The sequence below is a fragment of the Halomicrobium sp. IBSBa genome, from assembly GCF_017612575.1.
Taxonomy (GTDB): Archaea; Halobacteriota; Halobacteria; order Halobacteriales; family Haloarculaceae; genus Halomicrobium.
In genome coordinates this window covers 25,866-38,411 of sequence record NZ_JADPQC010000010.1, presented here as the reverse complement: position 1 = coordinate 38,411, position 12,546 = coordinate 25,866, and the positions used below count along the sequence as shown (strand labels likewise).

The following is a 12,546-nucleotide window of genomic DNA, read 5'->3' as shown; positions in this document are numbered from 1 at the left end:
TATGCGAGAGTACAAGATGCGACGCGGCGAGCACCTCGAGGATCGGGTTCCCGACATGGAGGCGTTCGTCGAGGACTACTTCGGCGAGATCACCGACACACAAGAGCGCAAGGGGAGCGACCTGCTGGTCGTCGACGACCCCGATAATCCGGTCTTCGATCGAGTCGTCGCCGGCACCGTCGAGTACAGCGGCAAGAAAGACAAGCTCGCGCTCCACATCGACGAGCGCGACGCCGAGGACGTCATCGCCGAGGGCAACGCCGACGCGGCACAGGAGGCCGTCACGGCCAAGAACGACTTCCTCGAAGAGGCGACCGGCCGCGACGCCAAGGCCCGCCGAGACTCGATGAAACGCTCCGTCGAAGACGACGCCGAAAAGCCCGACAGCGTCTAAGGAATCTTCTCAGCTCGTCGCACGCTATCGATCGATCGCGGACAGCCGCGCTACCCGTCAGGTTCAAGTAGTCCTATGACAAAGTGTACCATACGCCACGCCCGGAGGCGATCGAGAAGTATCCGGGTCACAGCGCACGGAGCGCGTGCGTGGCCGGCTGGCGCGGGTAGGGCCAGTCCGCCACGGCCCTGTCATAGTTTGGGGCGTCGCCCGTCGATCGGGGGACGCTCTTTCTCGTCGCTCCTGAGCCCCTGCCGTGGCCCGCGAGCAGATCACTCGGTGAGCCCGTAGCCCCGTTTGAACAGCGCGAGGTCGACGGCGAGGACGGCGACGGCGGCCCCGGTGAGCACGAGCAGCGAAGTCGTGGGCTCGATCTCGGTGACGCCGATCATGCCGTACCGGACGCCGTTGACCATGTACACCATCGGGTTGAACAGCGAGACGGTCCGCCACAGCGGCGGCAACACCTCCAGCGAGTAGAAGACTGCGCCGAAGAACACCAGCGGCCGGAGGATGAACTGGTTCATCACCGTCAGGTAGTCGAAGTCACTGGCCCACAGCCCGCCGATCACGCCGAGTCCGCCAAACAGCGTCGTGATGACCAGGACGAACGCGATCAGGTACAGCGGGTGAGCCACCGAGACCGACGTAAAGACCAGCCCGACGCCGACGATCAACAGCGAGGTGACGATTCCCCGGAGGGCACTGGCCGAGACGTAGGCGGCGACGACGCTGCGATGGGACATCGGCGAAGTCGTGACGGCCTGGATGTACTCGTTCCAGCGGCCGTGGAAGATCGTGAACGACGCGTTCTCGAAGCTGTCCGAGATCGCGCCGAGGACGACCAGGCCCGGCAAGACGAACTGGATGTAGCTGACGCCCGCGATCTCGCCGATCCGGCTGCCGAGGATCACCCCGAAGACGGCGAAGTACAGCGCGTTCGTGATGATCGGCGGCAGGAAGGTGTTGTACGGCCGCCTGACGAACCGCAACACCTCCCGGCGGACGAGCGTCAGGAGTTGCGTGGCGGTTCGGTTCACGCGTCGACCTCCATCTCGACCTCGGTGTCGCCGCCGTGGTCCGCCCGCGTCATGTCGACGAACACCTCTTCGAGGGAGGCCCGGCGGACATCCAGCGACGTGACGGTGTGGCCCGCCGCTTCCAGTTCGCGCATGATCGCCGGGGCGAGAGAACTCCCGCCGGCCGCGGAGACGAGCAGCGTCTCGTCTTCCATGCGGGCGTCTCGCGCGCCCTCGACAGAGAGGGAGGGGGCGGTCGCGGGCGGCGATTCGAGGCCGATCTCGACCGTGTCGGTGCCCCGTTCCATCAGCTCGTCGGGGGTCGCGACCTCGACCTTCCGGCCGTCGTCGACGATCGCCACCCGATCACAGAGGCGCTCGGCCTCCTCGATGTAGTGGGTGGTCAGCAGGATCGTCGTCCCGCCGTCGTTCATGCGGTTGATGATCTCCCAGAGGTCGTGGCGCAGCTGTACGTCGACGCCCGCCGTCGGCTCGTCGAGGATCAGCAGGTCTGGGTCCGACACCAGCGCGCGGGCGAGCATGAACCGCCGTTTCATCCCGCCCGAGAGCCAGTCGAAGCGAGTGTCGCGTTTGTCCCAGATGCCGACGGTCTTCAGGGCGTCCTCGGCCCGTTCCTCGGCCTCGGCCTCGGAGACGCCGTGGTAGCCAGCCTTGTGCTCTAAGACCTCGTGGATCGGGAAGAAGCGGTCGACGTTGTACTCCTGGGGCGCGAGCCCGATGGCGTCGCGTGCCTCGCGGTAGTCGTCCTCGACGTCGTGGCCGAAGACCGTCGCCTCGCCGCCGTCGGCGTCGACCAGTCCGACGAGCGTGTTGATGAACGTCGTCTTCCCGGCACCGTTCGGTCCGAGCAGGCCGAAGAACTCCCCGGACTCGACCGTCAGCGAGAGTCCGTCCAGCGCCTGCACGTCACCGTAGCGTTTCGTCAACTCGCGGGTGCGAATTGCGGGTGCAGTCATTACCCTCACCAGTCGTTCGAGGCGGTTAAGGGGCGTGAAACGCTCGGTGGCGTAGATCGTACGCGACAGAACGACGGCGAAAGGAAGAGCGAGTTACTGGCCGAGGCGTTCGCGGCTGATCCCGACGCCGGCCGGCGTGATGATGAGCTGGTCGTCGTCTTTCTGGACGATGTCGCCCCCGACCTCGTTGACGACCCGTTTGAGTTCGTCGGTGATGTGTTCCATCGTGCGGTCCTGCGTGCTGTGGCGCGTGATGTCGGCCACGACGATGTCGCCGTCGTAGACGGCGTCTTTGATCTCGACGACGTCCTGTTTCTCGCCGATGCGTGCGATTCGGACCTGTCGGTCGACCTCGACCGCGTCGTCGAGGTCGTCGGCAGACAGTTCGACGTAGTCCTCGGTGGCCCGCGAAGAGCCCGACTCGCCCAGTATCTTGCTCATCAGTCCCATACCCACTGTGGGGGTCGCCGGTGGTTTAGGCTTTACGTCAGACGGAACGATTCGGCCATCGAGATATCGCCCGATCCCTTTTCGCGGTCGCGACCAACAGGGGCCTGTGACCTTCAGCATCTGCGTCCGAGAGGAGTACACCGACGAGGACGACGACGAACAGACCCGCTTCGGCGTCGCGGTGACGACCCGACTGGCCGCGGTCGGGACGCTGTGTCCGTTCGTCAGCGAGAACGGCGCGGTCGCGACACAGAGCCGCGTCAACGTCGACCTCGGGCGACGCGGAATCGAGTACGTCGACGACGGGCTGGCCGTCGAAGATGCCTTGCAGTCGCTACTCAACGCAGACGACGGCGAGCCCGAACGACAGCTCCACGGCGTCGACGCCGACGGGGAGTTCGCCTTCTCCGGCGCGGAGTGTGGCGAGTGGTTCGGCCACGAGATCGGCGACGACTACACCGTCGCGGGCAACCTGCTGACCGGGGCCGACGTGCTCACAGACACCGCCGCGGCCTACGAGGACGGGCGCGACGGCGACGCGCCGCTGGCCGAGCGGCTGATCGACGCGCTCGAAGCGGGCCACGCGGCCGGGGGCGACAAGCGCACGGAGCTACAGGTCCAGAGCGCGGCCCTGCTGGTCGCGACGACCGAAGACCGGCCCGCAGATCCCTACTACGAGGACCTGCGAGTCGACGCGACCGAGACGCCGATCGAGGACCTGCGCGAGACGTACGAACTGGCCAGAGAGAGCTACGAGCAGGCGCTGGCCAGAGCAGCAGAGACAACGGACGACGTGGACGAGAGTCCCGACGAAGAGACGGACGGCAGCGGGTCGTGATCGGTCGAAGAAGGGGCGGGTAGCCGGTCGGACGACGGCGTCAGGCCGACTCGGCGGCCTCGTAGGTGACCTGGACCTGTGCCGTCACCGTGACCGGTCCGCTGTCGATGTCGGTGCTGGCACCGTCTGTGGCCGCGGTCGCCGTCATCTCGGCGGCGTAGGGCCGGTACCCCCGGTCGACGGTCGTGACGGTCTCGACGCCCTCGATCGTCAGGTCCGCCCGCTCGGCGACCGTCGTCGCCTTCGTCCGGGCGCGGTCCATCGCGCCCTCCAGGGCCTGTTCTTCGAGTTCGTCACGGCGGTCGGCCGACAGCGTGAACTCGACGTTGTCGACATTGTTCGCCCCGTTGGCGACGGCCGTGTCGATCACGGCACCAGCCTTGTCGGTGTCGTTGATGGTGATCTCGAAGGACTGGCGGGCGACGTATCGGGGCTCGGGGTCCTCCTCTTCAGAGGGCGGGCGGCGGTAGTCCTGCCCGATATCGTAGCCGTTGGTCCGTACCTGTGCGCCCTCGACGTCGGCGAGGGCATCTCGAAGCTGGGTGACGTTGTCGGCGAGTTGCTGTCGAGCGGTCGCGGCGTCGCCGGCACGCGTCTCGACGCCGACGCGCACGACGGCCTGGTCGGGCTGGGCGCTGACCGCGCCGGTCGCGCCCACGTCGACGGTTCGGTTGTCGGTGGCGGCTGTCTGTGCGCTGTCGCCGGCACCGAGCGCGCCCGTACAGCCACTGAGGAGCACGAGCGTCGCCAGCACGGCGATCGCGGGGATTGAACGTCGCATACACGGTCACCGACGACCCCCACCTTCAAAGCCCTCGGGGACGGTCAAAACGCCGTTTGAACGATCAGTCGGCCTGGTCGACGGTGACGAAACGGACCTCCGTCCGAACGTCGCGGTCGGCGATCCGGTCGGCCACCGCGTCGATGTCGTCTGCGAGCGCCGGAAACGCCTCGCCGGGCGGGACGCCGACCGTGACGACGACGCGGGTCGGCTGCTGGAACACCGCGGTGTTGGTCTGCTGGACCTCGATCTCCAGCAACGTCGCGCCGGCCTCGTCGACGATCCCGCCGGCCTCGGCCCGGATCTGCTCTTCCGAGTTTGCCCGCTCGAACGTATCGAGCGTGACACCGCCCAGAAACGCCGAGAGGACCAGGATAGCGACGACGAGCACGCCGATCCGGGAGGCCGTTGCGCTCTTTGCCTCGTCGGTCCGGAACCACTGGCTCGGCTGGTACCCCTTGTACCACAGCACGACGAGCGCCGCGAGGTTGATCGAGAGGACGTTGACGGCGAGCAACACCGCAGAGCCAAGCGAGACCAGGGGTTGGCCCCACGCCATGCCGATGCCGACCGTCGCAGCCGGCGGGATCAGCGCGACGGCGATCATCACCCCGACCAGCGCGGTCGAGACGCCCGACGAGAGGCTGACGACGCCCGCGACCCCCGCACCCAGCGCGACCACCAGCGAGAGGAAGTCCGGGGCGACGCGCTCGCGGATCTCCGGGATCGACGTGACGTCCGCGAGCGGCGGGATGAGGTGGACCGAACGCACGAGGAAGGCAAAGAGGCCGGCGCTGACGACGGCCAGCACGAGCCCGATCAACTGGAGTTTGACGCCCCGTCGGAACATCTCCTGGTCGTCCATGACGGTGCCGACGCTGGTCGCCATCGCCGGGCCGATCAGCGGCGCGATCACCATCGAGCCGACGACGACGGCGGGCGAGTCGAGCAAGAGCCCGGCCGTCGCGATCAGCGCACTGACGACCGTCATGACGACGTACGTGGAAAAGGCGGGTGCCATGTCGCTGGCTCTGGCGGTCAGTTCCTCGCGAGCGATCCGGTCCTCGTCTTCTTCCTCGTCGTACCGCTCCTGAAGTTCGTCGAACTGGCGGGAGATGACGGTGTTGGCGTCGACGATCACCGTGTACCCGTCCTCGTCGATCCCGACCGCTCGGAGCTGTTCGAGCACCGGCTCGACGGCCGCACTGGGCAGCGGGAAGTACGCGACGCCGGTGTACTCCCGACCGCTCGTCTCGTCGTTGACGACGTAGTCGATCCCCTCGTCGTCAAGAGCTTGGAGGATGGCGTCGCGCTTGCCCGCCGGTATCGTGACCTGTACGAGTCGCACGTCACCTGCTGTGAGCGCGAGGAGCAAAAGACGGTGGGGTCCGCGCGTCGAGAGCGAGTGCCGTGGGCGTCTAGTTCCCGTAGCGGTTCCGCATGTCGAGTGCGTCGACCAGCTCGGTGTTCTGTTCGAGGCTGTCCATCTGCGTGCGGAATTCGAGGTGTAGCGTGTCGAGCATCACGTCGACCAGATCGTCGACGGGCCAGTCGTACTGGCTGGGGCCCGTGACGTTCCCGTAGGTCATCGAGAACTTCTGGTTGGGGTAGAGGACCCGGTACATGTACGGGTTGTCGTGGTGGGTGACCCGGATGCCGTACGCCGACAGCGGCGCGTCGGTCCCCTCGAAGGGACCCGGCTTGGCCCCGTCGGGCAGCGCCACCTCGATCACGTCGCGCTGTGGGTGGCCCACCGAGAAGTTCTTTCGCTGTGCGTTGTCGTACGAGAACTGGTCCAGCCCCGTGGCCTCTTTCGACGGCGCGACGTACCACATGATCGCGCCGTCGATCAGCAGCGGCACCTCGGTGCGGTTCTCGAAGATCAGCGACGTGTCGAACAGCCAGCCGTCGCCGTGGAGTTCGGCAGTCGCCTCGACCGGGGCGTTGGCGGTGAAGCCGTCGCCGAGGGTCTCGCCCGTGACCGGGTGGACCTTCTCCGTCGTGGCCTCGATGATCGGGTTGTCGGTGTTGTTGTACTGGCTGTCGCTGACGCCGCTACTCCACTCGACCCGATCGGGCTGGAGGTAGTCGTCGTCGAACCGCTCGCCGCTGGGCCAGGCGTCCTGGATCAGCACCGAGGGATCGTTGTCCGGCGACACCGGCCCGGCGTCGGCGGTCAGGCCGCCGTCCCGGCCGCTGCCGTCGTTGAACGGAATCGGTTCGGTCTCCTCGGGCAGTCCGACCACCCAGGGCATGATCCGCGCGTTGTTCTCTCGGGGCACGCCCGCCGCGTCGAACTGCTTGACCAGTTCGAGCCCGCGGTCGCCGAGCGAACCGAGTTGCATCGAGCCGTCCCCGGCGTTGTTCTGGATCGCATCGACGTCGGCACCGTACTCGCTGGCGTCGCCGTTCAGCTCGTTTTTGAGCAGTCCCTGGACGCCGCCTTCGGTGTACTCCGGATTGAAGTCCTCGTCGTACGCGGGGTAGAACTCTTCGAGCGTGGTCTCGGCAGTGACGTCGCTGCCGTCGCCGACCTGGACCGTCGTCGTCGTGGTGGCGGTCGCGCCGCCGTCGTCGGTGACCGTCAGCTCGACGGAGTAAGAGCCCGCTTCGGCGTAGGTGTGGCTGGCCGTCTCGCCGGTGGCCGTCGAACCGTCGCCGAAGTCCCACTCGTAGGAGGCGATCGAACCGTCCGGATCGGCCGATTCCGAGGCGTCGAAGGTCGCTTCCTCGCCGGGTGACAGCGAGGCGGGATCGACCGAGAACGACGCCGTCGGCCCCTCGTTGACGGAGCCGACCGTGATGTCGGTGCGGGTCACCGCCGACGCGCCGCCGTCGTCGGTGACCGTCAGCTCGACGGTGTACTCGCCCGCCTCGGCGTAGGTGTGGTTGGCCGTCTCGCCAGTGGCGGTCGAGCCGTCGCCGAAGTCCCACTCGTAGGACGCGATCGAGCCGTCCGAGTCCGAGGACTCTGAGGCGTCGAAGGTGACTTCCTGGCCGGGGTCCGGATTGGCCGTGTCGACCGTCAGGCCCGCCATCGGCGGGGCGTTCCCGTCGATCGCGAGGTCGCCGACCATCGACTCCGGATGGACCGTACAGACGTACTCGACCATCTCCTCGGTGGCCTCGAACTCCAGGGTGCGGCTCTGGCCGTCCTGGCCGACCCGCTCGGTCGCCAGCAGTTCCTCGCCCGCAGCGTTGCGGATCACGAGGTCGTGGGGGATCCCGTCGACGTTGTTGTAGGTGAACGCGTAGGACTCACCGGAAGTCAGCGAGATCGTCGGGTTCCGCTCGCCCTCGATGGCTGCCGGTTCGGCACCGAGCCAGCCGTCGATGCTGCTGTCGATCGTGATCTGGGTCGGGTTGTCGGCGTCGCTGACCGACACCGTCGTCGCCGTGCTGTCGGTCGCGCCCGCGTCGTCGGTGACCGTCAGCTCGACGGTGTACTCGCCCGCCTCGGCGTAGCCGTGGGTCGCCATCTCGCCGGTGGCCGTCGAGCCGTCGCCGAAGTCCCACTCGTAGGACGCGATCGAGCCATCCGGGTCCGAGGACGCAGAGGCGTCGAAGGTGATGTCCTCGCCGGGTGCGGGCGTGCTCGCGTCCGTCGTGAACGACGCCGTCGGCGTCTCGTTGCCCTCGCCACAGGCACCCTCGTTCTCCCAGGGGCCGTACTCGCTTGCGCCGGGTTCGTCACCCGAGGTCCACCAGCTAGCTTCCCACAGATCGCCGTCGTGGGTGACCTGATCGCCGCCGCTGTAGGTCGCGTCCGCGTCCCAGGCATCGACGCCGTCACAGCTGCCGCCGTCCGAGCCGGACGCAGAGACCGTGACGGTGGTGTCGTTGGAGTCGCTGGCACCGTCGTCGTCGGTGACGGTCAGCGAGACGGTGTAGTCGTCCGCCGTCCCGTAGGTGTGGGTGACGGACTCGCCGGTCGCCGTGGCTCCGTCGCCGAAGTCCCACTCGAAACTCGCGAGCGAACCGTCCGAGTCCGAGGAGTCGGCCGCGTCGAAGCTGACCGTCTCGCCCGGCGCGGGCTCGGCCGGATCCACGGTGAAGGTGGCGTCGGGTGCCACGTTCGATCCCTCGCCGACGGTGACGGTCTTGGTCGCCGTGGCCGGTGCCTCCTCGTCATCTCGGACGACCAGTGTGACCGTGTACTCGCCCGCTGCGTCGAAGCTGTGCGTGACGGTCTCGCCGGTGGCGGAGCCCCCGTCGTCGAAGTCCCACTCGTAGGACGCGATCGAGCCGTCCGGGTCCGACGACGCCGACGCGTCGAAACTGACCGTCTCGCCCGGCGCGGGCGAGCGGCCGTCGATCGTGAACGACGCCGTCGGCTCCTCGTTGTCCTGATCACAGTCGTGCTCGCGGGTCCAGGCCCCGAGGTCGGCGTCGGGTTCGCGCTGGGTCCACCACTCGGCGGTCCACAGCGCGCCGTCGTAGACGACCTGATCGCCGCCGCTGTAGGTTGCGTTCGAATCCCAGTCGGGCGCGTCGCAGTGGCCCGAGTGTGCTGTTGCGGTCGAGCTCGCACCGAGTGCGAGCGCCGACAGTGCCGATGCTTTCCGTAACAGATCGCGTCGTGTGTGTCTCATAGTATCCCCCAAACTGCGTGCTGATTCCGTTGTAATGCCCCCAACCAACCATCAGGTTCTTTGAATAGGTACCTTTATTCTATCGGTAGTTACGGGATATTTCCATATATAGATTTATCACTAGTGTTCGTGTTGGTTTAATTAATTTGTGCTGAGACGTGGCGTCCGGCGGCAGCCGGCCCGTCACCTCACCGCTCGACGCCGGCCGGGCCGGCCGCGAACTCGCCGCGGGCCGGTTCGGGGACGTAGTCGGCGAGGTCGGCGTCGTCGAAGTCGACGCGTTCGCCCCGTTCGGCCGCGAGGTAGGAGGCCGCGACGAGTTTCGCCACGTCCAGTCCGTCCCGAAGGTCCTCCCGTGCGTTCTCGCCGGCCCGGAACGCCGAGACGACGTGCTCGTTCTGGTCCAAGTAGCCGTAGGTCGCGCCCTCTTGGGGGAGGACCGGCATCTGTCCGCGGTCGGCGGCCTGCTTCTCGACGACGTAGCCCGCTCCCTCCGCGGCCCGGTCCGAGAAGAACACGTCGGTGCCCGATTCCAGCGTGTTGATCGTCCCCGAGTACTCCGGGCCGAGCAGTTCGATCGTGATGCGCAGTCCCGAGCCGACGAAACACCAGGAGTTGGTCGCCTCGCCGACGACGAGGTCGCCCTCGGGGGTCTCGTAGAAGACGCTCGCGGAGGCGTAGTCCTCGCCGGGCGACTCGTGGTAGTCCACGTCGTACTCTTCGGCCAACTCGGCGGCGTAGTCGTCCCGTCCCCACTTCAGCGTCGAGATGTCGCAGGTCACTGCGATCGGTTCCAGATCGTCTTCGCCGGGCCGACTGAGGAGGTGTCTGTTGACCTTGTGGGAGTGACACATCATGTCCGAGAGGACGCCGCCGCCCTGCCGTTCGGGGTCCCAGAACCACGAGGAGTGAGGGCCGGCGTGTTCTTCGGCCGAGCGTGCGAGGTACGGTCGCCCGGCCCCCTCGGCGGAGTCCCAGAGTAGCTCTTTCATCCGGTCGACGCCGGGCATGTACACCTGGTTTTCGAGGTAGGCGTGGTTCAGGTCGGTCCCCTCGACCAGGTCGACGATGCGCTGGGCCTCGCCGACGGTGCGGGCGAGCGGTTTCTCCATGGCGATGCCCGCGAGGTCGGCCCCGCCCTGCTGGACCTCCTCGACGATCGCTTCGACCGTCTCGACGCGGGTGTGGTTGGGCGAGGTCACCCAGACCGCGTCCACGTCCTCGTGGGCCACCAGTTCGCGCACGTCGCCGGTCGCGATCGGGTCCCCACTGCCGGCCTCGCGACAGGCGTCCGCGACCGCCTCGGCCTTGCTGACCGTGGGATTCATGACCCCCGTCACGTCCGCGTCGCGAATGCGTTCGAAGGTCGCCGCGTGGAACTCCCGCGTGATGAAACCGGCACCCACGAAGCCGACGCCGAGTCTGTTCGTTGCCATGGCACACGGTACGACGGGGCACGGTAAATAGATTCGTTCGATAGTCCAAACAACGGTGGCCGTACCCTACAGGTCGACGGATCGGGACACCGACGCCTCGGCGATCTCTTCGGCGGTGACCTCGCGGCCCCGTTCGGCCGAGAGGTAGATCCCCTCCATCACGAGCATGGAGTTGAGCGCGATCTCGTCGGTCCGGATCTGGTCGACCTCGCCGCGGACGGCCGCGACGAAGTGGTCGTACTGGTTCGGTCGCTCGTCGACCTCGTAGCCGCTCTCGCCCCGGATCAGTCCGTGACGGGCCTCGAAGCCGTCCACGTCGATCTCGACGGTGGTCTCGTAGTCGTTCATCGTCGTCAGGAGTTCGACCGGATCGAAGGCGATCCCGCCCTTGCTGCCGACGACGACGCCGCGCTCGTCGGGCTGGTAGGAGTGCCAGGCGGCCCGCACTTCCAAGCGAGAGCCGTCGGCGAGTCGAGCAGCGCCGGTGCCGGCGTCCTCTACGTCGTGGCCGGACTCTTCGAGACGCTCTCGATAGAGATCTGCGTTGTCCCCGGTCAGCTCCTCGCTGAGGCTGTCCTCAGTGTAGTCGAACGTCTGGCCGTTGACGCGCTCGACGGCGGGATTGCCAAGCAGGTAGAGGTTGCGACCGATCTCGTAGGTGCCGATGTCGAAGACCGGCCCGCCGCCGGCCGACTCCTTCGAGACGAACGCGGGCGTGCCGTAGCCGTCGACGTAGGGGCGGCCGCGCCGCCGGGAGTACACCGACCGGGCGAAGGACACGTCGCCGAGATCGCCCGACTCGACGAAGGTCCGTGCCGCCTGTGTCTCCGGCGTCAGCAACTCGACGTTCTGGACTGCCAGGAGCTTGTCGGCCGCCTCGGCCGCGTCGACGATGTTCTCGGCGTCGGAGTAGCTGCCGGCCAGGGGCTTCTCACAGAAGACGTGCTTGTCAGCCTCGAAGGCGGCGACCGCCATCGGCTCGTGGAGGTTGTTGTGGACACAGACGTTGACCACGTCGATCTCCGGATCGTCGAGCATCGCCTCGAAGTCCTCGTAGACGTCCGGAATCCCGAATTCGTCGGCCAGCTCTCCCGCGGCCGCCGTGTCGATGTCCGCGATCGCCTTGACCGTCGCGCCCTCGACACCGCGATACTTCTGGATGTGTTCTTCGCCTCGATTCCCCGCGCCGATGATGCCGATGGTAACTGTCTCCATGATGGTGTTCGTGTCCGGACTCGACCGCCACTCGTCGCGACGGCGGCCCGGCGATCAACTGCGAGTATCGAGAGTATCATCGAAGATACTGTTAAATCCACCGATGAGAACAACAGCAGGTGTTAATCCGAGCGCCGGCCGAGACGAGTAGCCCGGTCGTTCGCGACCGGCGAGGATTTCAGGCTCCGCCGTCTACCGCGGGTATGTTCGAACAGCGACCGAACCGGGACAGCGAGATCGTCCTGGTGGGCCGGTCCAACGTCGGCAAGTCGACGCTGATGCGCGAGATTACGGGCCACAGCGTCGACACCGGCCAGAAGCCCGGCGTCACCCGTAAGCCCAACCACTTCGACTGGGCCGGGCCGGACTTCATGGTGACCGACCTCCCCGGCTTCGGGTTCATGAACGGCGTCCCCGAGGACGTCCGCGAGCAGATCAAGACCGACGTTGTCCGGTACGTCGAGGCCAACGCCGACAAGATCCTCGCCGGCATCCTCGTCCTCGACGGGAAGGCGGCCGTCGACATCATCGACCGCCACTCCGGTCCCGACGAGATCCCCCACGACGTAGAGCTGTTTCACTTCCTGCGAGACATCGATGTCGAGCCCGTCGTCGCCGTCAACAAGATGGACAAGGTCGACGACGAGGACGAGCGGCTGAACGACATCTGCGATCGTCTCGGCCTCTATCCACCGTGGCAACAGTGGCAGGAGACGATCGCCCCGATCAGCGCCAAGCGGGGCTCCGTCGACGCGCTCGACGAGGCCGTCCGCCACCACCTCCACGAGGCCGGGCGAGACGATCTGTTCCAGTTCTTCTAGGCCCGCGCTCCGCTCCAGGTCGC

General features: G+C 67.0%; 11 protein-coding genes. 3 read left to right on the top strand and 8 right to left on the bottom strand.

From position 1 onward, the window contains the following. The first annotated feature begins 1 nt into the window (after window position 1). Window positions 2-394: a DUF5611 family protein gene (locus IL252_RS16505; RefSeq protein WP_153554729.1), complete on the top strand. Its 393-nt coding sequence runs from the start codon at window positions 2-4 to the stop codon at window positions 392-394. A gap of 272 nt (window positions 395-666) precedes the next feature. Here IL252_RS16505 and IL252_RS16500 read toward each other — a convergent pair whose 3' ends face one another. From IL252_RS16500 to sepF, 3 genes are all read right to left on the bottom strand, one after another. Continuing rightward, entirely contained in the window at window positions 667-1,434 is a 768-nt protein-coding gene (locus IL252_RS16500; protein ID WP_015761596.1) for an ABC transporter permease, read from the bottom strand. Next, the gene (locus IL252_RS16495; RefSeq protein ID WP_208628914.1) at window positions 1,431-2,390 is read right to left on the bottom strand and encodes an ABC transporter ATP-binding protein; all 960 of its coding nucleotides are present in this window, start codon (window positions 2,388-2,390) and stop codon (window positions 1,431-1,433) included. Before IL252_RS16495 ends, IL252_RS16500 begins: the two co-directional genes overlap by 4 nt. Window positions 2,391-2,483: 93 nt before the next feature. Beyond that, window positions 2,484-2,840 (bottom strand): cell division protein SepF, encoded by a 357-nt coding sequence (sepF, locus tag IL252_RS16490; protein WP_153554732.1) that lies wholly within the window; start codon window positions 2,838-2,840, stop codon window positions 2,484-2,486. A 106-nt stretch (window positions 2,841-2,946) separates the two neighbouring features. Between sepF and IL252_RS16485 the strand changes: the two genes are divergently transcribed. After that, entirely contained in the window at window positions 2,947-3,678 is a 732-nt protein-coding gene (locus tag IL252_RS16485) for a DUF1028 domain-containing protein (protein WP_208628913.1), read from the top strand. Window positions 3,679-3,718: 40 nt separating this feature from the next. On the opposite strand, the gene IL252_RS16480 is transcribed toward IL252_RS16485, so the two are convergent. The 5 genes from IL252_RS16480 to IL252_RS16460 all read right to left on the bottom strand — a co-directional run bounded on the left by IL252_RS16480 (window position 3,719) and on the right by IL252_RS16460 (window position 11,702). Beyond that, complete coding sequence (locus IL252_RS16480; RefSeq protein ID WP_208628912.1) at window positions 3,719-4,459, bottom strand: SIMPL domain-containing protein; 741 nt, start codon at window positions 4,457-4,459, stop codon at window positions 3,719-3,721. 64 nt (window positions 4,460-4,523) lie between these two features. Further along, the gene (locus IL252_RS16475) at window positions 4,524-5,807 is read right to left on the bottom strand and encodes a TIGR00341 family protein (RefSeq protein ID WP_208628911.1); all 1,284 of its coding nucleotides are present in this window, start codon (window positions 5,805-5,807) and stop codon (window positions 4,524-4,526) included. A 70-nt stretch (window positions 5,808-5,877) separates the two neighbouring features. Continuing rightward, window positions 5,878-9,051, bottom strand: coding sequence for a PKD domain-containing protein (locus IL252_RS16470; protein WP_208628910.1), 3,174 nt, complete (start codon window positions 9,049-9,051; stop codon window positions 5,878-5,880). Window positions 9,052-9,239: 188 nt separating this feature from the next. Beyond that, window positions 9,240-10,487, bottom strand: coding sequence for a Gfo/Idh/MocA family protein (locus IL252_RS16465; protein ID WP_208628909.1), 1,248 nt, complete (start codon window positions 10,485-10,487; stop codon window positions 9,240-9,242). Window positions 10,488-10,553: 66 nt separating this feature from the next. Continuing rightward, on the bottom strand, window positions 10,554-11,702 hold the full coding sequence (locus IL252_RS16460; RefSeq protein ID WP_208628908.1) for a Gfo/Idh/MocA family protein: 1,149 nt from the start codon (window positions 11,700-11,702) through the stop codon (window positions 10,554-10,556). A gap of 203 nt (window positions 11,703-11,905) precedes the next feature. Here IL252_RS16460 and engB point away from each other — a divergent pair, with 203 nt between their 5' ends. After that, window positions 11,906-12,523, top strand: a complete 618-nt coding sequence (engB, locus tag IL252_RS16455) for a GTP-binding protein EngB (protein WP_208628907.1) — start codon at window positions 11,906-11,908, stop codon at window positions 12,521-12,523. Window positions 12,524-12,546: the final 23 nt, after the last annotated feature.

Coding starts and splice junctions, on each gene's coding strand:
- engB (WP_208628907.1), top strand. CDS start 11,906: ATGTTCGAACAGCGACCGAACCGGGACAGCGAGATCGTCCTGGTGGGC.
- IL252_RS16460 (WP_208628908.1), bottom strand. CDS start 11,702: ATGGAGACAGTTACCATCGGCATCATCGGCGCGGGGAATCGAGGCGAA.
- IL252_RS16495 (WP_208628914.1), bottom strand. CDS start 2,390: ATGACTGCACCCGCAATTCGCACCCGCGAGTTGACGAAACGCTACGGT.
- IL252_RS16465 (WP_208628909.1), bottom strand. CDS start 10,487: ATGGCAACGAACAGACTCGGCGTCGGCTTCGTGGGTGCCGGTTTCATC.
- IL252_RS16505 (WP_153554729.1), top strand. CDS start 2: ATGCGAGAGTACAAGATGCGACGCGGCGAGCACCTCGAGGATCGGGTT.
- sepF (WP_153554732.1), bottom strand. CDS start 2,840: ATGGGACTGATGAGCAAGATACTGGGCGAGTCGGGCTCTTCGCGGGCC.
- IL252_RS16470 (WP_208628910.1), bottom strand. CDS start 9,051: ATGAGACACACACGACGCGATCTGTTACGGAAAGCATCGGCACTGTCG.
- IL252_RS16480 (WP_208628912.1), bottom strand. CDS start 4,459: ATGCGACGTTCAATCCCCGCGATCGCCGTGCTGGCGACGCTCGTGCTC.